General features: G+C 69.8%; 16 protein-coding genes. 8 read left to right on the top strand and 8 right to left on the bottom strand.

The window, feature by feature from the left end:
* Positions 1-2: 2 nt before the first annotated feature.
* Together glnD and glnA are read left to right on the top strand one after the other, a co-directional pair.
* Complete coding sequence (gene glnD, locus HYZ11_18605; GenBank protein ID MBI3129625.1) at positions 3-2,681, top strand: [protein-PII] uridylyltransferase; 2,679 nt, start codon at positions 3-5, stop codon at positions 2,679-2,681.
* A gap of 65 nt (positions 2,682-2,746) precedes the next feature.
* Positions 2,747-4,216: a type I glutamate--ammonia ligase gene (gene glnA / locus HYZ11_18600; protein MBI3129624.1), complete on the top strand. Its 1,470-nt coding sequence runs from the start codon at positions 2,747-2,749 to the stop codon at positions 4,214-4,216.
* Positions 4,217-4,434: 218 nt separating this feature from the next.
* Here glnA and HYZ11_18595 read toward each other — a convergent pair whose 3' ends face one another.
* The gene (locus tag HYZ11_18595; GenBank protein MBI3129623.1) at positions 4,435-6,540 is read right to left on the bottom strand and encodes an iron-sulfur cluster-binding protein; all 2,106 of its coding nucleotides are present in this window, start codon (positions 6,538-6,540) and stop codon (positions 4,435-4,437) included.
* Positions 6,537-7,322, bottom strand: a complete 786-nt coding sequence (locus HYZ11_18590) for a (Fe-S)-binding protein (GenBank protein MBI3129622.1) — start codon at positions 7,320-7,322, stop codon at positions 6,537-6,539. The genes HYZ11_18595 and HYZ11_18590 overlap by 4 nt, the downstream gene beginning before the upstream one ends.
* 360 nt (positions 7,323-7,682) lie before the next feature.
* Here HYZ11_18590 and HYZ11_18585 point away from each other — a divergent pair, with 360 nt between their 5' ends.
* From HYZ11_18585 to HYZ11_18575, 3 genes are read left to right on the top strand one after another with little or no spacing between them, the layout of a single operon-like run.
* Complete coding sequence (locus tag HYZ11_18585) at positions 7,683-8,021, top strand: (2Fe-2S) ferredoxin domain-containing protein (protein MBI3129621.1); 339 nt, start codon at positions 7,683-7,685, stop codon at positions 8,019-8,021.
* A gap of 23 nt (positions 8,022-8,044) precedes the next feature.
* Positions 8,045-8,662: a class I SAM-dependent methyltransferase gene (locus tag HYZ11_18580; GenBank protein MBI3129620.1), complete on the top strand. Its 618-nt coding sequence runs from the start codon at positions 8,045-8,047 to the stop codon at positions 8,660-8,662.
* Positions 8,663-8,690: 28 nt separating this feature from the next.
* Complete coding sequence (locus HYZ11_18575; protein ID MBI3129619.1) at positions 8,691-9,848, top strand: acyl-CoA dehydrogenase family protein; 1,158 nt, start codon at positions 8,691-8,693, stop codon at positions 9,846-9,848.
* A 222-nt stretch (positions 9,849-10,070) separates the two neighbouring features.
* Here HYZ11_18575 and HYZ11_18570 read toward each other — a convergent pair whose 3' ends face one another.
* The 6 genes from HYZ11_18570 to HYZ11_18545 form a co-directional block, all read right to left on the bottom strand.
* Positions 10,071-12,179 (bottom strand): flagellar hook-basal body complex protein, encoded by a 2,109-nt coding sequence (locus HYZ11_18570; protein MBI3129618.1) that lies wholly within the window; start codon positions 12,177-12,179, stop codon positions 10,071-10,073.
* Between the two features lie 269 nt (positions 12,180-12,448).
* Positions 12,449-13,921, bottom strand: coding sequence for a redoxin domain-containing protein (locus HYZ11_18565; GenBank protein ID MBI3129617.1), 1,473 nt, complete (start codon positions 13,919-13,921; stop codon positions 12,449-12,451).
* A 50-nt stretch (positions 13,922-13,971) separates the two neighbouring features.
* Positions 13,972-14,322, bottom strand: a complete 351-nt coding sequence (locus HYZ11_18560; protein ID MBI3129616.1) for a PilZ domain-containing protein — start codon at positions 14,320-14,322, stop codon at positions 13,972-13,974.
* A gap of 79 nt (positions 14,323-14,401) precedes the next feature.
* Positions 14,402-15,196 carry an SDR family oxidoreductase gene (locus HYZ11_18555; protein MBI3129615.1) on the bottom strand — a complete coding sequence of 265 codons (795 nt, stop codon included), beginning with the start codon at positions 15,194-15,196 and terminating at the stop codon, positions 14,402-14,404.
* A 60-nt stretch (positions 15,197-15,256) separates the two neighbouring features.
* On the bottom strand, positions 15,257-15,610 hold the full coding sequence (locus HYZ11_18550; protein ID MBI3129614.1) for a cupin domain-containing protein: 354 nt from the start codon (positions 15,608-15,610) through the stop codon (positions 15,257-15,259).
* A 4-nt stretch (positions 15,611-15,614) separates the two neighbouring features.
* Positions 15,615-16,610: a D-glycerate dehydrogenase gene (locus HYZ11_18545; protein MBI3129613.1), complete on the bottom strand. Its 996-nt coding sequence runs from the start codon at positions 16,608-16,610 to the stop codon at positions 15,615-15,617.
* A 284-nt stretch (positions 16,611-16,894) separates the two neighbouring features.
* Between HYZ11_18545 and HYZ11_18540 the strand changes: the two genes are divergently transcribed.
* The 3 genes from HYZ11_18540 to HYZ11_18530 all read left to right on the top strand — a co-directional run bounded on the left by HYZ11_18540 (position 16,895) and on the right by HYZ11_18530 (position 21,071).
* Complete coding sequence (locus HYZ11_18540; protein MBI3129612.1) at positions 16,895-17,605, top strand: PIG-L family deacetylase; 711 nt, start codon at positions 16,895-16,897, stop codon at positions 17,603-17,605.
* A gap of 134 nt (positions 17,606-17,739) precedes the next feature.
* A complete protein-coding gene (locus HYZ11_18535; protein ID MBI3129611.1) occupies positions 17,740-19,596 on the top strand; it encodes an aldehyde ferredoxin oxidoreductase family protein in 1,857 nt (618 codons plus the stop codon).
* Between the two features lie 296 nt (positions 19,597-19,892).
* Entirely contained in the window at positions 19,893-21,071 is a 1,179-nt protein-coding gene (locus HYZ11_18530; GenBank protein MBI3129610.1) for an alpha/beta fold hydrolase, read from the top strand.
* Positions 21,072-21,261: the final 190 nt, after the last annotated feature.

Genomic DNA, 21,261 nt, shown 5'->3' with positions numbered 1-21,261 from the left:
CGGTGCCTGCGGTGGGCCGGTGGGAGCGGGGGGCCTTCCTCCGCCAGCTGAAGGACCAGCACGCGGCGGGGAACTCCCTCATCGTCCAGTCCCACCGCGAGGGGGCGGGCGGGCTCTCCCTGTGCGCCGCGCGCGCTTCCTTGATGGACGCCATTCTCAAGCAGGTATGGGAGCACGCCGTCCGGGCGGAGGCTCCCTCCGCGGGGGGCGAGGGGCCCTCGTGCGCCCTGCTCGCCATCGGCGGCTACGGGCGGGCGGAGCTGTCCCCCGCCTCCGACATCGACCTTTTGTTCGTCCTGCCGAAGCGGTCGGCCGGGGTGAGCCGGTTCGTGCGCGCGGTGCTGTACCTGCTGTGGGACGCCGGCCTGATCATCGGCCACAGCGCCCGGACCATCGCCGAGTGCCTGCGCATCGCCCGGGACGACTACCAGAGCGAGACGTCGATGCTCGAGCACAGGCTCGTCGCGGGGAGCGAGGCCGTCCACGCGGATTTCTCGCGCCGCTTCGCCTCCCATCTCGAGCGGGTGGGGAAGACCTCCCACCTCAAGCGCCGGTTGGTCGAGCGGACGGAGCGCTACCGCTCCTGGGACCCTTCCGTCTACGTCCAGGAGCCCAACGTGAAGGAGAACGCGGGGGGGCTGCGGGACTTCCACGCCGTCCTGTGGCTGAGCCGGGTCTTCGGGGCGAAGGGCTTCGGCGAACTCCGGGAGCGCGGCTGGATCCCCGAGGAGGAGTGCAGGTCGGCCCGCGACGCCTACGATTTCCTCCTCCGGCTGCGCGCCCAGCTCCATATCCAGGCCGGATCGAAGAACGACATGCTCACCTTCGCCGCGCAGACCGAGGCCGCGCCGGCGCTGGGGTACGAGGACACCGAGAGCGCGATGGCGGGGGAGAGCCTCATGCGCGACTATTTCATGCGCGCCCGCGCCCTGCACACCTTCTGCCGGGACTTCTTCGAGGTGCTCGAGGAGCAGATCCGCCAGCGCCGCTGGGTGAACCGCCGCCCCCGGATCGAGCCCATCGAGGGCGGGCTCGCCCTCCAGGAGTACCATACCCTGGTGCTCCAGAACGGCGGCAAGGACGTGCTCGCCCGGCCCCAGGGGCTCATGGGGGTGTTCGAAGCCCAGTACCGCTTCGGCTGCCGCCTCTCGCCCGAGCTGCGGGCCTTCGTGCGGCGAAATCTGGACACGGTGGACGAGCGCTTCCGTACCTCCCCCGAGGTGCGCGAGAGCTTCTTCCGTATCCTGGACGGCAAGGCGGGCGTGGCCCGCGTCGTCCACGAGATGCACGCCCTGGGCTTCCTCGGGCGCTACATCCCGGAGTTCGAGCCCCTGACCTGCTTCGTCCAGTACGACCACTACCACCGCTACACCGCCGACGAGCATACGCTGCTCACGCTGGCCAACCTCGACGGCCTCGCCTACACCAAGGAGCTTCCGCTCCAGAACCTGGCGCACATCCACCGCGAGATGGAGCGCACGCACATCCTGCGGCTCGCGCTCCTCTTCCACGACATCGGCAAGGCCCGGGGCCCGCGTCACGTCCACAAGAGCGCCGCGGCGCTGCCCGAGATCATCCCCCGGCTGGGGATCCCGGCCGACGAGGGAAGGGTCATCGAGTTCCTTGTGGTCAACCACATGGAGATGTGCTACACGGCGGAGCGCCGGGACATCGAGGACCCCGCCCTGATTCAGCGCTTCGCCGAGAAGATGGGGACCGTCGAGCAGCTCCGGATGCTCTACCTGCTCACCTACGCCGACGTGTCCTCGGTGGCGCCGGGCATCTGGAACGAGTGGCGGGGCACGCTCCACCACGACCTCTACCGCAAGACGCTCCGGCTGCTGGAGTCGGGCGAGGAGCTTCACCGCAAGCGCCAGGCCGACGAGGTGGGCGAGCAGGTGGTGCTCGAGGCGCGGGCGGCGGCCATCCGGGTGGCGCCGGCCGTCATCCGCCAGCACGTGGAGGGGATGCCCGAGCGCTACCGCGCGGGCACGCCCCCGCAGGAGATCCTCCGCCACATCCAGCTCGCCCAGCGGCTGGGGAGCGAGGCCGTCTCGTGCGTGGTGGACGTCACCCACCGCCGCCGCCTGGGGAACACCCTGCTCACCATCGTCTGCCGCGACCGGCTGGGGCTCTTCGCCATGATCGCGGGCACCCTGGCCGGCTTCGACCTGAGCATCCTCGACGCTAAGGTTTACACCCGGGCGGACGGCCTCGTGGTGGACAGCTTCCAGGTGGTGGACGCGGAGGGGAAGGTGGTGGCGGATCCGGCCCTTTGGCAGCGCTTCGGCGAGGTGATGGATGACCTGCTGGCGGGCCGCACGACGCTGGACGAGGTGCTGGACAAGAACCGCCGCTTCCTGCGGCTCAAGCAGCGCGTCCACTTCGACCTGCCCACCGTCGTCGGCTTCGACCTCATGGCCAGCGAGGACGCCACCGTGCTCGAGGTCATCACGCCGGACCGGCACGGGCTGCTGGCGCGGATCGCGCGCCTGCTCGCCGCCGAGGGGGTGTCGATCTCGCGGGCGAAGATCTCGACGGAGGGCCCGCGCGCGGTGGACGCCTTCTACGTCACCGACGCCGAGGGGCGCAAGGTCGAGGACACGGAGCGGCTTCGGGAGCTTTGCGATTTGCTCACCTCGCTCCTGAGCGAGGATCGCTCACGGGCGGCCGTGGCCTGAGAGGGCCGCGGCGCGGTTTCCATTTCAAGCGGGCCGAAAGGCATTTTTTCCAGGGGGGCAGCAACATGGCGAGTGGAGCGAAGAAGAAGACGGCAACGAACGGGGCCGCCGCGACGAAGACGCCCGCGGACGTCCTCAAGCTGGCGAAGGACACCGGGGCCAAGATGGTGGACTACCGCTTCTGCGACATGCCCGGCATGTGGCAGCACTTCACGTCGCTGATCCACACCCTCGAGGAGGATACCTTCAAGGAGGGCGTCGGCTTCGACGGCTCCAGCATCCGCGGGTTCCAGGCCATCCAGGAGAGCGACATGCTCCTGATGCCGGACCCGAAGACGGCCTTCATCGACCCCTTCCTCGAGGTTCCGACCCTGATCCTGCTCTGCGACGTGAAGGACCCGGTCACGCTCCAGCTCTACAGCCGCGACCCGCGCCACGTGGCCATCAAGGCCGAGCGCTACCTCAAGTCCACCGGGATCGGAGACACAGCCTACTTCGGTCCCGAGGCCGAGTTCTTCATCTTCGACAGCGTCCGCTACAACCAGGCCGAGAACCACGCCTTCTATGAGGTGGACTCCTCCGAGGCCGCCTGGAACACCGGCAGCGAGGACGGCGGCCCCAACCTCGGCTACAAGGTGCGCTACAAGGAGGGCTACTTCCCCGTCCCGCCCACCGACACCCTCCAGGACATCCGCTCCGAGATGGCCATGCTGATGGAGGACATGGGCGTCAGCGTCGAGGTGCACCACCACGAGGTGGCCACGGCCGGCCAGTGCGAGATCGACATGCGGTTCGACTCGATGGTGGTCATGGCCGACAAGCTCCTCAAGTACAAGTACGTCGTCAAGAACGTGGCCCGGCGCCACGGCAAGACGGCCACCTTCATGCCCAAGCCCATCTTCAAGGACAACGGCTCGGGCATGCACGTGCACCAGAGCATCTGGAAAGGCGGCAAGAACCAGTTCTTCCACGCGGGCTCCTACGGCGACCTGAGCCAGACGGCGCTCTACTACATCGGCGGCCTCCTGCACCACGCCCCCGCGCTGCTTGCCCTCACCAACCCGACGACGAACAGCTACCGGCGGCTCGTGCCGGGCTACGAGGCCCCCATCAACCTCATGTACAGCTGCCGCAACCGCAGCGCCTGCGTCCGCATCCCCATGTACTCCCACAGCGAGAAGTCCAAGCGCATCGAGCTGCGCTGCCCGGACGCCACCTGCAACCCCTACCTGGCCTTCGCCGCCATGCTCATGGCCGGCATCGACGGCATCCAGAACAAGATCCTGCCGCCCAGCCCCATCGACAAGAACCTCTACGACCTCGCCCCCGAGGAAAAGGCCAAGGTCCAGCAGACGCCGGGCAGCCTCGACGCCGTGCTCGACCGCCTCGAGGCCGATCACGACTGGCTGCTCAAGGGCGACGTCTTCACCAAGGACGTGATCGAGACCTGGATTGCCTACAAGCGCGAGATGGAGGTGGACGCTATCCGGCTCAGGCCGCACCCCCACGAGTTCGCCCTCTACTACGACATCTAGCCTTCCGCCGAGCGGAAGCGGCGCCCCCGGGCTCAGGCCCGGGGGCGCTTTTTTTGTGGGGGATTGGCAAGAATCTCATGCAGGGGCATTCAATTGAACGCCTCTGTGCATATCTCTGGCCGGCCACGTCTGTAGGGGCGGGTCTAAACCGCCCCTACGGATGCACGCGGCACAGGTGGCGTACATCCCGCCCCTAAGGATTTAGTCTAGCCGTTTTTCTATGCCACGCCCCGCGGCAGCAGGATGGCGTAGACCTCCCGGGGGCCGTGGACGCCCCGGATAAGGGTGAGGGCGATGTCGGCCGAGCGGCTGGGCCCGGTGATGAGGGAGACGCAGCTCGCCCCGGCGCCCCCCACGATGGCTCCCTGGATGCGCGGCCCGAGCGCCGAGAGGTGGGGGACGATGTCTTCCTCGCGGACGAGGGCCAGGTGGGCCTCCGGCAGGAGCGAATGCAGGCGGGGGCGGCCCGCGCCGCTCGGCAGGACGAGGGTGCCCGTCTCGGCCACGGCCCAGGCGCAGCCCGTCACCCCGAGCCCCGCGGCATCGAGGCGCCCGCGGTCGTCCCCTTCGGCGGATTCCAGCACCTCGTGCCCCGCCTCCCGCAGCCACCCGGCGGCGGGCAGGGGGAGACCCCCGCTCACCGCCACGGGGCGGTCCTTCCAGCGCGAGGCCAGCTCCAGGAGCCGCGCCTTGGCCTCCTCGATGGAGGCGGCCCGGAAGAAGCCTCCTCCCACCGCCTCGAACTCCCGCCGGAAGCGCTCCGCCGGATCGGGAATCTCCACCTCGGGCAGGGCGCCCGAGGGCGATGGGACGTGGCCGTGCGCCAGCCCCTCGCCGAGCGCCGCCTGGCGCCTGATGTGGTCCAGCATCCCCTCGGGCGTCCGCTCCTGGGACGCGGCCGGGGGGACGGCGGAGAGGGCCTTGCCGGCCCCGCGCTGGCGCTCGCGCCAGCGGTCGCGGAAGCTCCGGCGGGCCGGGAAGGGCAGCTCCCGCCCCCTCGCCCAGGCCCCGGCCGCCCCGGGCAGCCACCCCGCCTTGAGGCGCGGGCCAAGGACCCGCCCCAGCAGGGAGAGCCCCCGGAAGGAGAGCGCCCAGGCGGCCGGCCGGCGCATGGCCCAGGCCGCCGCGCGGAAGAGGAGCCGCTCCGTCCGCGAGATGTTCCGCTGGGCCACCCGCGCCCCGCGCATCTCGATGAGCATCCGGGGAATGTCCACCAGCACGGGGCAGGCCTCCTGGCAGGCCCCGCACAGGCTCGAGGCGGCGGCCAGCTCGCCCGAGGCCTCGAGCCCCCGGAACATGGGGCTCAGGATGGACCCGATGGGCCCGCCGTAGACAGAGTCGTAGGTGTGGCCCCCGACCGTCTGGAAGACCGGGCAGGCGTTCTGGCAAGCCCCGCAGCGGATGCAGTGGAAGGCTTCCTGGAAGGGCCCCCCGAGGTGGCGCGAGCGCCCGTTGTCGAGGAGCACGAGGTGCACCTCGTCGGGGCCGTCCGCCTCCCCGGGCCGCCGGGGGCCGGTCAGCATGGTGAAGTAGGTGGTGAGCTTCTGGCCCGTGGCGCTGCGGGGGAGGACGGCGAGCAGGGTCAGGGCCTCCTCCACCGTCGGCACCACCTTCTCGAAGCCCATGAGGGCGATGTGCACCTTGGGGAGCGCGGTGACGAGCCGGCCGTTCCCCTCGTTCGTCACGAGGCAGAGGGTGCCCGTCTCGGCGATGGCGAAGTTCACCCCGCTGATCCCGATGCCGGCGGCGAGGAACTCCCGGCGCAGCGCCTTGCGCGCGAGGGCGGTGAGGGCCTCCGGGTCGGAGGGGGCGCCCGGGTCCACCTTGCGGCGGAAGAGGTCTACCACCTGTTCCAGCGTCTTGTGGAGGGCCGGGGCCACGAGGTGGCTCGGCGTCTCCTCGGCGAGCTGGAGGATCCACTCCCCCAGGTCGGTCTCGACCGGGCGCACCCCCGCCCGCTCGAGCGCCGCGTTCAGGTGGATCTCCTCCGAGGCCATGGATTTGCTCTTGACCGCGAGGGTGGCCCCGCGGCGCCGGGCGATGTCCAGGATGACGCGGTGCGCCGCCCCGGCGTCGGGCGCGGCGTGCACCTCGACCCCCGCGCGGCGAAGGCTCGCCAGGAGGGTCTCCAGGTGGCGGCCGAGGTCGTCGAAGGTGCGGCGGCGGATCTCCCGCGCCCGGGCGCGCAGGGCGAGGGGCGCGGCCGCCGACTCGAAGGCCTTGAGACGCATCTCCCCCATGCGGCCCGTGCCCGTTCGCAGGGCCTGCCGGAGCTGGGGGTCGGCCAGGGCGAGGCCGGCCCGGCGGTTGAAGGGGGATTTCACGCCTTGGCCTCCTCGGGCCAGCCGGGGGCTCCCGGCCCGGCGAGGGCCTGGGCCAGGTGCAGGAGCCGCACCCGCGAGCCCCGGCGGGCGAGCCCGCCCCCGATCTGGAGCATGCAGCCCGCGTCCGCCGCGACGAGCCAGTCCGCCTCCGCGCCCTCGGCGGCGTCGAGCTTCTGCTCCAGCATGGCGCAGGAGACCTCGGGGAACTTGACCGCGAAGGAGCCCCCGAAGCCGCAGCAGCGGTCGCAGCCGGGCAGCTCCTCGCGCCGCCCTGCGGCCTGGTCCAGGAGGCGGCGGGGCGCCTCCCGCTCGCCGAGGCCCCGGAGCAGATGGCAGGAGTCGTGATAGACGGTCTTGCCGGGCAGGACGGGGTTTTGCGCCGCGGGAGCATGCCTGCCGAGGTACTGGGAGAGCTCCAGGACGCGCGAGGAGACAGCCTCGGCCCGCTCGCGCTTCCAAGGGTCGTCCGGGAAGAGGGTGGGGAGGACGCACTTGAGCATCCAGCCGCAGGAGCCGGAGGGGACGACGATGGGGGCGTCCCCTTCCAGCAGCCTGAGCTGGGGCTCGAGCACCTTGCGGGCCTCTTCGCGGAAGCCGTTATTGAAGTGAGGGAGGCCGCAGCAGGTGAGGCCCTCGGGGAAGTCCACCTCGGCGCCGGAGCGCTCCAGGAGGTGCACCGCCGCCTCGCCCACCTCCGGGAAGAAGTGGTCCACGAGGCAGGTGGCGAAGAGGATGACGCGGCGCGGCGCGGGGCCGCTGGAAGGCGGGGCGGAATCCCTCATGCGATCTCCTGTTCAATGGGCCTGCGGCATCTTATCATTTGCGGGACGGAAGGGTGGACCGTGCTGCACCAAGGTGGTAGTGGGTCAGTTTGTGGTAACGGGTGCCGATACTCCCCCTCACCCCGGCCCTCTCCCAAAGGGAGAGGGAGAAGCGCCCCATTCATCCAAGACAAAGGTTCTCGCGGCTCCGCGCCCCTCTCCCCTTGGGAAAGGGGATGGGGGTGAGGGAACGCCGCGTTCGGAATGAAGGCAGAATCATCAAACTGGCCCACCATCCGCCAGGTTTGCGGCCCCCGGGCGATGTGCTAGCCTCGCTCCTGTCCGTTTCCATTGTCTTCATTTTGGGAAGGGAGCCCCAGCATGTTCCGGAAGAAACGCTACCTGCTCGTGTGCCAGAACCGGCGGGAGCCCGGCCACCCGAAGGGATGCTGCTCGGACTGCGGCTCCGAGGAGCTCCGGGAGCGGCTCAAGGCGCTCGTCGAGGAGAAGGGCCTGAAGGGGAGGTCGCGGGTGCTGGGCACCACCTGCCTGGACGTCTGCGAGCACGGCGCCGCCGTGTGCGTCATGCCGGATAACGTCTGGTACGGGGGCGTGCGGCCCGAGGACGCGGATGAGATCGTGGAGTCGCACTTGGCGGCGGGGAAGCCCGTGAAGCGGCTTCTCATCCCCGAGGCGCCGAAGGGGCTCTCGCTGATGTAGCGCGCCGCCTGGGAGCGGGGACCTTGGGGATTTACGGAGACTGCCTGTTCCCCTGGCTGATGGACTGGTCGGTGAGGGGGAAGAAGTTCCAGCGGGAGCGCGAGGCGGCCCTCGCCGAGGCGGAGGGGGATGTCCTCGAGTTGGGCTTCGGAACCGGCCTGAACCTCGCCCACTACCCTCCCGCCGTCCGCACGATCACGGCGGCCGACCCCGTCCGGATGCTCCCGCGGCGGGTGGCCCGGCGCGTGGCGGCCTCCCGGGCCGAGGTGAGGCGGGTGCTCTGCGTGGCCGAGGCGCTCCCGTTCGGGGACGGGCGCTTCGACTGCGCGGTCTCCACCTGGACTCTGTGCACGGTTTTCGATCCGCTGGCCGCCCTGCGCGAGATCGCCCGGGTGCTGCGGCCGGGGGGCGGCTTCTTCTTCCTCGAGCACGGCCGGAGCGGCCACCCGGGCGTCAGCCGCTGGCAGGACCGCCTGAACCCGCTGCAGAACCGCGTCGGGCGCGGGTGCAACCTGAACCGCCGGATCGACGAGCTCATCCTCCAGGCGGGGCTGGACTTGGTGCGCCTCGAGCGCTTCCGGCTGGAGGGCGTCCCCCGGCTGGTGGGGGAGATGTACCGGGGGATGGCACGCCCGGCGTAGGCGGCCCGGAGGCGGAGGAGGAGCGGGAATGGACGGTCAGCTCACCGAGTTCCAGCGGGCGCTCCAGGCCGGGGTGCGCCAGTTCGTGCAGCAGGAGGTCATTCCCGCCGCCAGCCGCTACGACCACGCGGACGAGTACCCCCAGCCCCTCGTGGACCGGATGAAGGAGCTCGGCTACTTCGGCGCGGTCATCCCCGAGGCGTACGGCGGGGCCGGGATGGACGCGGTGAGCTTCGTCGTCCTCACCGAGGAGCTGGCGCGGGGCTGGATGAGCCTGACCGGGACGCTCGGCGGCCACTCGATGGTCGCGTGGATGATCCACCGCTACGGCACGGAGGAGCAGCGGCGGGAGTGGCTCCCCCGGATGGCGCGCGGGGAGGTGCGCTGCGGAATCGGCATCACCGAGGCGGACGGGGGCTCGGACGTGGCGGCCCTGCGCACCTCGGCCCGCCGCGAGGGGACGGACTACATCGTCAACGGCTCCAAGATGTTCATCACCAACAGCGAGCGGGGCACCCACTTCGGCGTGATGGTCCGCACCAACCCCGCGGCCGACAAGCCCCACCGGGGCATCAGCTGCCTGCTGATGAACCGCGACCTGCCGGGCTTCCGGGTGAGCCGCCACCTGGACAAGATGGGCTACCGGGGGATCCGCACGGGGGAGCTCGTCTTCGAGGAGTGCCGGGTGCCCGCGGCCTGCCTCATCGGGGAGGAGAACCGGGGGTTCCAGCAGCTCATGGCGGGGCTCGAGCTGGGGCGCATCCAGGTGGCGGCCCGGGCACTGGGCATCCACCGGGCCTGCCTGGAGGACTCCCTCCGCTACGCCCAGCAGCGGCGCACGATGGGCAAGCCCATCGCCGAGCACCAGGCCATCCAGATCAAGCTCGCCGACATGGCCACCTCGCTCGAGGCGGCCCGCCAGCTCACCTACCACGCGGCGCGCCTCAAGGACGCCGGCCGGCGCTGCGACCTTGAGGCGGGGATGGCCAAGCTCTTCGCCTCCGACGCCGCCCAGCGCGCCACGGAGGCGGCCATCCACATCCACGGGGGCTATGGCTACATCAAGGAGCTGCCCGTCGAGCGCTACTACCGCGACGCGCCCGTGCTCCAGGTGGGGGAGGGCACGAACGACATCCAGCGCATCGTGATCGCCCGCCGGCTGGTGGAGAAGTACCCGGCGGAGTGAGCTCGCATGCACCATCTGGTTCCGGAATTGTCATCCTGAGCCCTTCGCTTTCGCTCAGGACAGGCTCCGCGAAGGATATCGGTGGTTAGAACCGAGATTCCTCGCTTCACTTCGTTCCGCTCAGAATGACATCTTTTGCACCGGATTGTTATGTGTAGGGGCGTGCGGCCGTACGCCCCTACAAGTGCATGAGGCGCGGCTATTCACAGGTGGCTGCCGCCGCTAGACGATGTTGATCAGCGACTCCAGCACGTCGTTCGCGGCCGTGATGACGCGGGAGTTCGCCTGGAAGATCTGCTGCTGGAAGATCATCTCGCCGAACTGCTCGGCGCTCTCGACGTTGGAGCGCTCGAGGCTCCTCGCCAGGAGGCGGCCCGCCCCGTTCACGAGAGGGGCGGTGACGACGGCCGTCCCGGCCGCGTCCGTGCGCCGGAAGAGGTTGTTCGAGATGGCGGTGAGTTCGTCCTCGGCCGGGAAGAGGGCGAGCGGCAGCAGGGCGATGGCCTCGTCGCGCCCGTTGGAGAAATCCACCCGGATGAACCCGTCGTCGCCGATCCGGAAGCCGGTGAAGGAGCCGCCGGGTTCTCCGTCGGAGATGACGGTGGTCAGGGTGAGGACGTTCGCGCCCCGCCCCCCCTGGGAGGCAGGGAGGATGGAGGATTCATACTGGGAGATGCCGGCCAGGCCCGTCCCGCCCGCCTGGATGGCGTCGCCGAAATCGAAGGTGATGAGCTGGTTGGGCGCCGGGACCGCCCCTCCGCTCACGGCGCCGAAATTGAATACGCCCGCGCCCGGGGTGATGGTTTCGCTGAGGAGCTTTCCCAGCGTGTCGAAGCGGACGCGGCCGCTGGCCACCTGCTCGAAGAAGCCGTCCGGCGTGGGCCCCGTCAGGCTCTCCCCCTTCAAGGCCGCGTGCCAGTCCCAGGCGTTGTCGCCGATCTTGCGGATGAAGATGGTGAGGGGGTGCTGGTTGCCCAGCCTGTCCACGATCTGCACCACCGTGCTGGAAGAGCTGGTCGCGAAGGGATCGGCGATGTCGAAGAAGCCGGTCCCGTCCGCGGCCGTGCCGGCGGCCAGGCCCGTCGTCTGGGCGAGGGTGCCGCCGGTCACGGAGATCTGGGCGGCGGCGACGGAGATGGACGGATTCGCCGTGTTCGAGGGCTGGTTGATGGTGTGCGCGCCGCCGGTGACCGGCCCCTTGATGACGAACTGGTTGAAAGCGTTGCCCACGCTGTACGTGACCTGAATACCCACGTTCTGCGCCGAGGCGGCCCGCAGGGCGGCCTCCATCGCGAAAGCCAGCTCCTGGCCCGTGTAGTTGTCGGCGGCGATGGTGACGCTCGTCGCCGCCCCGTCGATGAGGACGGAGAGGGTGTCGTTCACGCCCGCGACCACGTTGAAGGCCACCCCGAGGTCGCTCTCCTCCCGGCTGTTCGGGGCGATGGGCTCTGAGTTCGAGGCGGCGAAGCCGAGCAGGGCGGATGCCGTCGAGGCCGCGTCGCCGTGCCGGAAGGCGATGGTGTTCGTGTTGGATTGCAGGTTCGTGATGCTGAAGAGATCCGTGGCCTGATCGTAGGCGACGCCGTAGGTGTCGCCCGTGCCGTTCTGGGTTTCCAAGGCCTGCTTGAGGGCGGCCGCGAGGGCGGCTCCGGTGGCCGGCGCGCCCGAGACGAGGCCGCCGTCCGTCACGAGGCTCGCGGTGATGGCCGTTCCGTTCTGGTTCATCTCGAAGACGATCTGATCGTTGACGCCCTGGACGACGGTGAACTCGTCCATCTTGGCCGCCGATGTGAAGGCGGGCGGGACGCCCAGGACCGAGGCCGAGGAATTGAGGTTCCCCTTGAGCTGCACGAGAGTGGTGGGCGCCCCGAGCGAGCTCAGCGAGGTCACTGCGATGTCGCCCAGGGCATTGCCGGTCACGCCATTGGTGACGGCGAAACCCTGGACCCGTTTCCCGTCGGGCTCCACCAGGAAGCGGTTCTCGTCGAGGCGGAAGTTGCCCGCCCGGGTGTAGAGGAGCTCGGTGCTGGCGGGGGCCTTGACGATGAACCAGCCGTTCCCGTCAACGGCCACGTCGGTGTCGATGCCGGTCCGCTCGTTCGCGCCCTGGGAGGTGATCCGCTGGGACTGGATGCCCAGGGCGCCGTGGCCGATCTGGTTCCCGGGAGAGCCGCCCGTCAGGAGAGAAGAGAACGCGGTGGACTGCACTCCGCGGCTCCGCTTGAAGCCGGACGTGCTCAGGTTGGCGAGGTTGTTCCCGACGATCTGGAGCGCGTTCGCCGCGTTCTCCATGGAGGAGGCGCCGATCGAAAGCCCCGGGAATACGCTCATGATGCGCTCCTCGCCAAAGAGGCCGGCATTGCCCCGCCGCCCGGATGGGCAGCGCCCGAAAGGATCGAAGCAAGCTCCGTGCCGATGCGGGACGTTCCGCCTACCGCGTTGAATTATATTGACTTATCAGAAAGATCGCTTCGCCCGAGGTGACTTCGGACCGGGGACGGGGGAAGAAATTTCCCGGAAGACGGGGAAACAAGAACCGGGGCGGGCGAGGCCGGGCGCCGTGAGGAAAGGGAGGGTGAGGAGGCGCGCCGGGAGGCGCTTCATTGGCTCCAGGTCCGGTAAGTGCGCTCCCTGACGAGGTACTCGAGGATGCGGTGGTTGTTCGTGTCCACCATGAAGACGCGCTCCGGAGTGTCCACGGCCGCCCCCGCGGGCTCCCCCGCCGGGAGGCAGACGGGGTCGGCGCAGTCGAAGCCGTCGTCCAGGTCGCTCGCCCACTGCCGCCGCAGGTCCACGACGCGCAGCGCGCCGTTATAGCTGTCCGCGACGAGGAGCCGTCCGCCCCCGCCCTCGAGCCAGGCGATCCCCAGAGGGTGCTGGAAGAGCGCCCGGTCGAGCGGGCCGTTCTCGTGGCCGAAGTCGAAGAGGCCCTTCCCCGCCAGGGTATGCACCTCGGGCCTCCCGTTCAGGGAGACATAGCGGACGGAGGAGGTCTCGCTGTCCACGAAGTAGAGCCTCTCCCCGTGCGGGTCCAGCGCCAGGCCGCTCGGCTGGGCCAGCGCGGCCTCGGCGGCCGGACCGTCCACCAGGGCCTCCGCCCCCGAGCCGGCCAGCCGCTCCGCCGTCCCCCGGGCGAGGTCCACGACGCCGAGCTGGTGGGTGCCCGCGTTGGCGAAGAAGAGCCGTGTCCCGCGCACTTCGAGGTCCCAGGGGGAGGCGAGCGCGGTCTGGAGGCCGGGCGCGGGGCCGCCGAGCGCGAGGCCGCGGGCGCCCGTCCCCGCCAGGGTGGTGACCCGGCCGCTCTCCCGGTCGATGCGGCGGATGCGGTGGTTCCAGGTGTCGGCGACGTAGATCGCGGCGTCATCCGCCGCGAGGCCCTGGGGGCTCTGGAACCGCGCCTCCCCCATCTCCCCGTCCCGCCAGCCCGGCTCGCCGCTGCCGGCGCGGCCCCGGTCGCGGCCGGCGTCGTCGAGGACGGCGATCTGGTGATGGCCCGAGTCGCAGAGGGCCCAGGCCTTCTCACCCCCGCGCAGGGGCCTGAGCTTGCCGGGGAAGGCGAACCTCCCCCCGGCCGGGGGGACCGGCGCGAGCGGGAGCGCGCCGGGCGCGGCGTGCCCCGCGCTCCGCATCTGGTCCACCACCTGGGAAAGCCCCCGCAGGAGGGCGTCCGGGTCGGGTTCGCCCGAGTGGGCGCCCAGGACGTAGCCGTCCGGCGAGACGAACACAAGGGTGGGCCAGGCGCGCACGGCGTAGCTCCGCCAGATGCGGCACTCGGGGTCGTGCACCACCGGATGGACGATGCCGTAGCGGGCGATGGCCCGGGCCACGTTGTCCGGGTCCTTCTCGGCCGCGAATTTGGGCGAGTGGACGCCGATGACCGCCACCTCGCGCGGGAAGGCTTCCTCCACCCGCCGGAGGATGGGCAGGATGTGCATGCAGTTGATGCAGCAGAAGGTCCAGAAGTCCAGGATCACCAGCCGCCCCGCGAGATCGCGCAGGGAGAGCGGGGCCGGCACGTTGAACCACCGGAGCCCCGGATGGGCGACATCGGGGGCGCGCACCTGTTTTTCCATGCGGGCCCTCCCAGGCGCCGGGACGGCGCCGCCTCACGGAGAGAAGACGCTCAGGAACCCGCCGCGATCTCGGCCAAAAGCCCGCTCAGGGCGATCAGCAGCTCGTCCCGCTCGCCCTCCTCGAATTGGATGGCCAAGCCGGCGGCCCATGTGCGGGGTGGGCTCGCCTCCTCGCGCGTCCAGGCCACCCGCGCCGAGATGCCGCTCAGGGTGACGCCCCCGATGTGGAGGGTGCACGAAACCGTGGTGCCCAGGAGGGGGCACCGGGACAGCTTGAGCCCGAAACCGCCCGAGCTGAAATCCACCGGCTCGATGGGACCCTCCGATAATTCGGGCGCAATGATGAAAACGGAGGAAGCCGTCCGCTTGTGGTGGCGCGGGTCCTGCCGCTTCTCTTCCATGATCCCCTCATCATCGCCCGTTCCCGGCGGTTCCCTCGGCGCCAGGATGGGAAGAAGCCCTGGAGGCGCGCGGGAATGCCTACCAGAGCGCTTTGAGCCTGCCCCCGTCGAGGTTGAGGGAAACGCCCGTGATGTAGCTCGCGCGCTCGGAGCACAGGAAGACGATGGCGTCCGCCAGCTCCTCGGGCCTCCCAAAGCGGTTGAGGGCGTTCCGGCGGGCGGCCAGGCGGCGCGCCTCATCCTCGCTCTGGGCCCCGAGCTCGGCGGCGAGGCCCCGGGCGTTCCGGCGCCAGAGGGCGGTGTCCACCCAGCCCGGGCAGACGGCGTTGACGTGGATGCCTTCCTCCCCGAACTCGGCCGAGAGGGACTTCGTCAGGTTCAGAAGGGCGCTGTTCGTCATCCCGCTCCCGAACATGTAGGGGTCGGGCTCCTTTCCGGCCCCGCCGATGATGTTGACGATGCGCCCCCACCCCTTGGCCCGCATGTGGGGGACCGCCTCCCGGATGAGGCGCAGGAAGCCGAAGAGCTTGGTGTCGAGCTGGAGCTGGAGGGCCTCGTCCGTCAAGGCATTGAAGCGGCCCGAGCTCATGGTGCCTGCGTTGTTCACCAGGATGTCCAGCCCCCCGAAGCGCTCCACGACGCCCCGGACGAGCCGGGGGATGTCCTCCGGCCGCGACGTGTCCGCCTGGACGGCCAGCACCTCGCCCCCCGTGCGCTTCGCCAGGTCCTCCCGGGCCTCTTCGATGGTCTCCTTCGTCCGGCCGCAGATGGCCACCCGGGCGCCCTCTTCCATGAAGCGCAGGGCGGTCATCCGCCCGATCCCCCGGCTGCCGCCCGTCACGAGTGCCGTCCGCCCCCGGATTCCCAGATCCATTTCATCCCCTCATCCGAGCCAAACGGGGCCGCCTCACGAACCGCCGAGAGTCCCGGCCTTTCATTTCGGCTCGAAGAACATGGTGAGAAGGAACACGAGTCCCTTCCCCCCCGGCTCGGCCCGGACGGCGTGGGGCAGGCGGGCCGGCATGTGGAATAGGGCGCCGGGCGCGGCGGGATGGACCCCGCCCTCCATCTCGAACGTGCCGGAGCCTTCGAGGATGTGCACCGCGGCCGGATGGGCCGCCGTGTGTTCGAGGAGCTCCTCCCCCGGCGCCATGCAGAACAGGATGGCCTGGCCGCGCTCGTCCTTGAAGACGGTCCGGCTGGAGATGCCTCCCGGAATGAGATGGATCATCTCGCCGAGATTCACGGCGAGGGCGCGTCTTCCCTCCGGGGCTCCTTTCGCGCCCATGGCCTCACCCCCGCCTGCGGCTCCGCCAGGCCTCGGGGTTCACGAGGCAGGGGGGCCTCTTGCCCGCCAGGGCGGCGAGGCAGTTCTTCGCCGCGAGCAGGCCCATGGCCGTCCGCGTCTCGAGGGTGGCGCTCCCCAAGTGGGGCAGCAGCACCACGTTCTCGAGCTCGAGGAGATCGGGATGCACCGAGGGCTCCTTCTCGTGGACGTCCAGCCCCGCCGCCGCGATCTGGCCCGAGCGCAGGGCGGCCGCCAGGGCTTTCTCGTCCACGATCGGGCCCCGGGCCGCGTTCACCAGGATGGCCGTCCGCTTCATCCGCCGCAGCACCGAGGCGTTGATGAGGTGATGGGTCTCCGGCATGAGGGGGGCGTGCACGGTGACGATGTCCGCCTGCCGGAGCAGGGACGCCATGGGCACGTACCTCACTCCCAGCTCGCGCTCGAGCCTGGCTGGGGCGCGCCGCGCATCGGTGTAGAGGGCTTTCATGGAGAAGCCGCGCGCGCGCCGGGCGACGGCCTGTCCGATGCGGCCCAAGCCGATGATGCCGAGCGTCTTGCCGTACACGTCCCAGCCCAGGAGTTGGGTGGGCTTCCACCCCGTCCACCGGCCGGCCCGCACATAGCGCTCCCCTTCGCCCAGGCGGCGGCTCGCCGCGAGGATGAGCGAAAAGGCCAGATCGGCCGTCGCCTCGGTGAGCACCTCGGGCGTGTTGGTCACGGGGAGGCCGCGTCCGGTCGCCGCCTCGACGTCGATGTTGTTGTAGCCCACCCCGTAGTTGGCGATGACCCGGAGATTCGGGGCGGCGTCCATCACCTCGGCGTCGATCCGCTCCGTGACGGTGGGGATGAGGCCATCCACCTCCCGCACGGCCCGCAGCAGCTCCTCGCGGCTGATGAGGTCCTCCCCGGGATACACCTCCAGCCGGGTGCGGGCGCGGAGGTAGCGCTCCGCCTCGTCCGGAATCCGGCTGCAGAGAAAGACGCGGGGCTTGGCCGTCATCTCGGGTCCTCCGCTGTGAAGTCGAGCCGATGGGATGCTCACGGGGTGCTTGAAATTATCATCAAAGCCTCCCCTCCGCCACAGCGAAGCGTGCGGGACGGGCGAAGGCAAGAGCCTCTAATCCGCCGAGACGAGTGTCAGGATGAGAGTGCGCGCCGGGAGCGCAGCGTTTTCAATGTCCTGGGCGCGCGCCCCTCCGCCCCCCTTGGCGCGCGGACCTCCGCCCTGCTATAAATCGGGGGTCCGCCTACCCTCCTCTTCCGTCTTGAGAGCGCCGAGCCCCCATGGAGCACCGGACGATCCTCTTCATCGCCGCCCATCCCGACGACCTCGAGTTCCGCAGCGCGGGCTCCGCCGCCGTCTGGGCGGGCCAGGGGCGCCGCGTGGAGTACTGCCTCTGCACCAGCGGCGAAAAAGGCTTCAACGGGAACGGCTCCCGCGGGCTCTCCCTCGAGGAGCGCTGGACCATCCGAGAGGCCGAGCAGCGGGCCGCCGCCGAGGTGCTCGGGGTGGCGGACGTGCATTTCCTCCGCCATCCCGACGGGGAGCTGGAGAACACTCCCGACCTCCGCCGCGATCTGGTGAGGATGATGCGCCGGGTGAAGCCCGACCTCGTGGTGAGCGGCGACCCCGCCATGGCCTCCTTCGACAGCTTCTACGGCTACCACCGCGACCACCGCAGTGCGAACCAGGCCATCTTCGACGCCCTCTACCCGGCGGTGGGGAACCCCAACTTCTTCCCCGAGCTCTTGGCCGAGGGGCTGGAGCCCCACCACCCCAAGGAAGTCTACTTCAGCCATCCCGCCAAGCCGGACGTTTGGGTGGACATCGCCCCCGTCTTCGAGATCAAGATGCGCGCTCTCGCCTGCCACAAGAGCCAGATCGGGGACGTCGAGGAGCTCATCTCCCACATGCGCGACTGGAGCAAGCGGATGGCCGAGGGAAGCGGCCTAGAATGCGCCGAGTCCTACCGGCGGCTGGAAGTGCCGGGCTAGTCCCCGCCCCGCAAAGGCCTGCCCGCCGAGGCCTTTCGGGCCAGGCCTGAGCGCCTTTTCAAGGCCGCCGAATCCGATATAATCGCAGCGGACTGGCTCGTCTCTTTTCTCATCGCGATGGATAGGGAGCACCCATGCTCGGATACCAAGGCAAGATTCTGCACATCGACCTGGCGGCCCGGACAGCCCGCGCCGAGGAATTCGGCGAGGCCTTCGCCCGGAACTACCTGGGCGGCAACGGCTTCGGCGCGCGCCTCCTCTTCGACCTCCTGCGCCCGGGGGTGGACCCCCTCTCCTCCGAGAACGTCATCGCCTTCGCCGTGGGTCCCTATACCGACACGGCCGTCCCCAGCGCGAGCCGGGCCTGCATCGCGGCCAAGAGCCCCCTCACCGGCCTCTTCTTCGACAGTACCTTCGGCGGCGCCTGGCCCACCACCCTCAAGCGCACGGGCCACGACGCCATTGTCCTGCACGGCACGGCCAGCGGGCCGGTCTATCTCGTGATCTCCGAGGAGGGGGCGGTCTTCCGGGACGCCTCGGGCCTCAAGGGAAAGTGGATCCGCGAGACCTGCGAGACCGTCTCCTCGCGCGAGGGGGGCGCCGACGTCATCGCCATCGGGCCGGCGGGGGAGAATCGTGTCCGTTTCGCCGCCATGACCCACACCTGGCGCAAGAGCCGCGACGGCATCAGCGGGCGGGGCGGCATGGCCGCCGTCCTCGGGAGCAAGAACGTCAAGGCCATCGCCGTGAAGGGCAAGGCCAAGACGGAGGTGGCCGACGCCAAGGCGCTGCGCGATTACGTCAACGCCACGGCCGAGGGGGTCCGCAAGGGCACGGCGGCGCTGAACAAGTACGGCACCCCCATCCTCGTCAACATGATCAACAAGATGGGCGCCCTGGGCACCCGGAACTTGATGACCGAGGTGTTCGAGAGCTGCGAGCCCATCAGCGGCGAGTACATGCTCGAGCACTACCTGGACAAGGACACCACCTGCCTCAAGTGCCCCGTCGCCTGCGGCAAGGACTACCTGATGAAGGGCGGGGAGTTCGACGGCCTGAAGTGGAAGATGCCCGAGTACGAGAGCATCTTCGCCCTGGGCACCATGCTCGGCGTCGGGGACGCCGGCGCCCTGATGCGCGGCAACATGCTCTGCGACGAGCTGGGCCTCGACACCGTCTCGGCGGGCGTCACCCTCTCGCTCGCCTTCGAGTGCTACGAGCGGGGCCTCCTCAAGAAGTCCGACACGGGCGTCGAGCTGCGCTGGGGCGACGCCAAGACCATGCTCCAGCTCCTCGAGGACATGGCCCACCGGCGCGGCTTCGGCGCCCGGCTGGCCGAGGGCGGGCAGCGTCTCGCCGAGGAGATCGGGGGGGACGCCCCCAAGTTCCTCTACGCGGCGCGCGGGCTCGAGCTCCCGGCGCACAGCGCCCGGGCGCTCAAGGGCATGTCCATCGGCTACGCGACTGGCACCCGGGGCGGCAGCCACCACGACACCCGGCCTACCCTCCAGTACGCCGCCGACCACGACAACACCAGCCCCGAGGGCAAGCCTCTCTTCGCCATCAAGACCCAGAACTTCACCGCGATGGGCGACTCCATCACCCAGTGCCGCTTCACCGCCGAGCGCGGCTACGGCGCGATGATCAACGAGAAGTACGCCGAGATGCTCAACATGATCACCGGCTGGGACACCACGGCCGAGGAGCTGGAGCGGACAGGCGAGCGCATCGTCAACCTCGAGCGGGCCTTCCAGGTGCGCGAGGGAGTGGACCGCTCGCGCGACATGCTGCCCCACCGCGTCATGCACGAGCCCATCCCGGAGGGCCCCCACAAGGGGATGCACTGCCCGCCGGCCGAGCTCGAGGCCATGAAGGACGAGTACTACCGGCTGCGGGGCTGGAGCCCGGAGGGCGTGCCCACGGCGGCCGCCCTTAAGCGGCTGGGATTGGAAGACGTGGCGGCGAAGGCCGGCGCCAACGGCGCCCGTTAAGCGGCATCCGGCACATAAAACCGGTGCGGGCCTCCCGGCCCGCCGGATTGGAGCGGTAGGGGCGGTGGAAACCGTCCCGAGGCGAGGCTGCGCCAGGCCGCCCCGCACATCGAGCTGCCGCGCCGGATGCGCTTCAAGGAAGCCCCGCGCGCCTTCTCTCCCGCGTGGTGCGCCGCTTTCACGCCGAGTGTCTGAGCCCTGCCGGACGGAGGGCCGATCGGCGGGACCGCGCTTCATCCTTCTGATATGCTGGCGCCTCGCAGTCCCATATGTCCTCATTCCGCTTGGAGGCACCCATGGCCGTCAAGGCAATCCGCAAGCGCCCCTGGTTCGCCATGTTCCCGAACGACTACCGCTGGTCCTTCATCGTCTCGATCGCCTTCCGGCGCACATTGATGGGGGCGGCGGATCCGGCCGAGATCTGGGAGGTGTGCAGCCGCCTGGAGAAGAGCGTGGGGGACGACAAGGCGTGGACGCGTGAGTGGAAGGCCATGGGAGAGCGGGTCTACGCCATGGGCCAGGCCGAGGAGCGCGCCTGCCACAAGCTCTCGGCCTCGGGCCACTACAACCGCGCCACCCACTACCTCCAGATGGCGGACCGCTTCGACTTCCCGAAGACGGCGGCCTCCAAGGCCTACTACAAGAAGTCCATCGACAGCTTTGGCCGCTATCTGAAGTTCACGGACTGGCCCCGGGTCGAGCGGGTCGAGATCCCCTTCGAGAAGGGGAAATCGCTGCCCGCCTACTTCATCCCGGCCATGAACACGAAGAAGGCCAAGCCGCCGGTCGCGCTCTCCTACACCGGCTTCGACGGGACGAAGGAGACCTCCTTCCTCCTCTCGGGCATCGCCCTCGCCCAGCGGGGGATGAGCGTGGTCGTGCCTGATTGCCCGGGGGTGGGGGAATCCATCCGCTTCCGGGGCATCCACCTGCGGCACGACTACGAAGTGGCCGCCACGGCCATCATCGACTGGCTCGAGAAGCGCAAGGATGTGGACGCCAAGAGAGTCGGCCTTCTGGCGTCGAGCCTGGGCGGCTACTACGCCCCGCGCTCGGCCAGCATGGAGCCGCGCATCAAGGCCTGCGTCGCCTGGGGGGCGCAGTGGGACTACTACGCCATCTGGAAGCGGCGCATCGAGGCGGCCTTCCGGATCGCGCTCCCCTCGCCGGGCCACCACCTGGCCTGGAGCTTTGGTGTCAAGACCGCCGAGCAGGGCCTGAAGAAGCTCGAGGGCTTCCGCCTCGACGGGGTGGTGCAGAAGATGAAGTGCCCCTTCCTCATCGTGCACGGAGAGGACGACCAGCAGATCCCCCTCTCGGACGCCAAGAAGCTCTACAAGGCGGCGGGCTCGAAGGACAAGGCCCTTCGCGTCTACACCGGAAAAGACGGCGGTGCCCAGCACTGCCACATGGACTACCTTTCCCCGGTCATCCCCCACATGACGGACTGGATGGCCGAGAAGCTGGGGGCGTAGGGGGAGGGAAGGTGTCATTCCGAGCGAAGCGAGGAATCTGCTTTTATTTTTGAAAATTCGAAGCAGATTCCTCAGTCGCTATGCTCCTTCGGAATGACAGCGCGAACCATGTCCGGGGGATTTGGCTCATCCTCACCCCAGCCCTCCCCCAGGGGGAGAGGGAGCATCGAGCGATTCCTCGGAGGCGGGA

Source organism: Candidatus Tectomicrobia bacterium (genome assembly GCA_016192135.1).
Taxonomy (GTDB): Bacteria; UBA8248; UBA8248; order UBA8248; family UBA8248; genus 2-12-FULL-69-37.
This window is presented reverse-complemented; position numbering and strand designations above follow the sequence as displayed.

What these genes read in the sequence shown, in the direction of transcription:
- HYZ11_18585 (MBI3129621.1), top strand. Translation starts at nt 7,683, where the DNA reads ATGTTCCGGAAGAAACGCTACCTGCTCGTGTGCCAGAACCGGCGGGAG.
- HYZ11_18530 (MBI3129610.1), top strand. Translation starts at nt 19,893, where the DNA reads ATGGCCGTCAAGGCAATCCGCAAGCGCCCCTGGTTCGCCATGTTCCCG.
- HYZ11_18590 (MBI3129622.1), bottom strand. Translation starts at nt 7,322, where the DNA reads ATGAGGGATTCCGCCCCGCCTTCCAGCGGCCCCGCGCCGCGCCGCGTC.
- HYZ11_18535 (MBI3129611.1), top strand. Translation starts at nt 17,740, where the DNA reads ATGCTCGGATACCAAGGCAAGATTCTGCACATCGACCTGGCGGCCCGG.
- HYZ11_18575 (MBI3129619.1), top strand. Translation starts at nt 8,691, where the DNA reads ATGGACGGTCAGCTCACCGAGTTCCAGCGGGCGCTCCAGGCCGGGGTG.
- HYZ11_18570 (MBI3129618.1), bottom strand. Translation starts at nt 12,179, where the DNA reads ATGAGCGTATTCCCGGGGCTTTCGATCGGCGCCTCCTCCATGGAGAAC.
- HYZ11_18555 (MBI3129615.1), bottom strand. Translation starts at nt 15,196, where the DNA reads ATGGATCTGGGAATCCGGGGGCGGACGGCACTCGTGACGGGCGGCAGC.
- HYZ11_18560 (MBI3129616.1), bottom strand. Translation starts at nt 14,322, where the DNA reads ATGGAAGAGAAGCGGCAGGACCCGCGCCACCACAAGCGGACGGCTTCC.
- HYZ11_18545 (MBI3129613.1), bottom strand. Translation starts at nt 16,610, where the DNA reads ATGACGGCCAAGCCCCGCGTCTTTCTCTGCAGCCGGATTCCGGACGAG.
- HYZ11_18550 (MBI3129614.1), bottom strand. Translation starts at nt 15,610, where the DNA reads ATGGGCGCGAAAGGAGCCCCGGAGGGAAGACGCGCCCTCGCCGTGAAT.
- HYZ11_18565 (MBI3129617.1), bottom strand. Translation starts at nt 13,921, where the DNA reads ATGGAAAAACAGGTGCGCGCCCCCGATGTCGCCCATCCGGGGCTCCGG.
- HYZ11_18540 (MBI3129612.1), top strand. Translation starts at nt 16,895, where the DNA reads ATGGAGCACCGGACGATCCTCTTCATCGCCGCCCATCCCGACGACCTC.
- glnA (MBI3129624.1), top strand. Translation starts at nt 2,747, where the DNA reads ATGGCGAGTGGAGCGAAGAAGAAGACGGCAACGAACGGGGCCGCCGCG.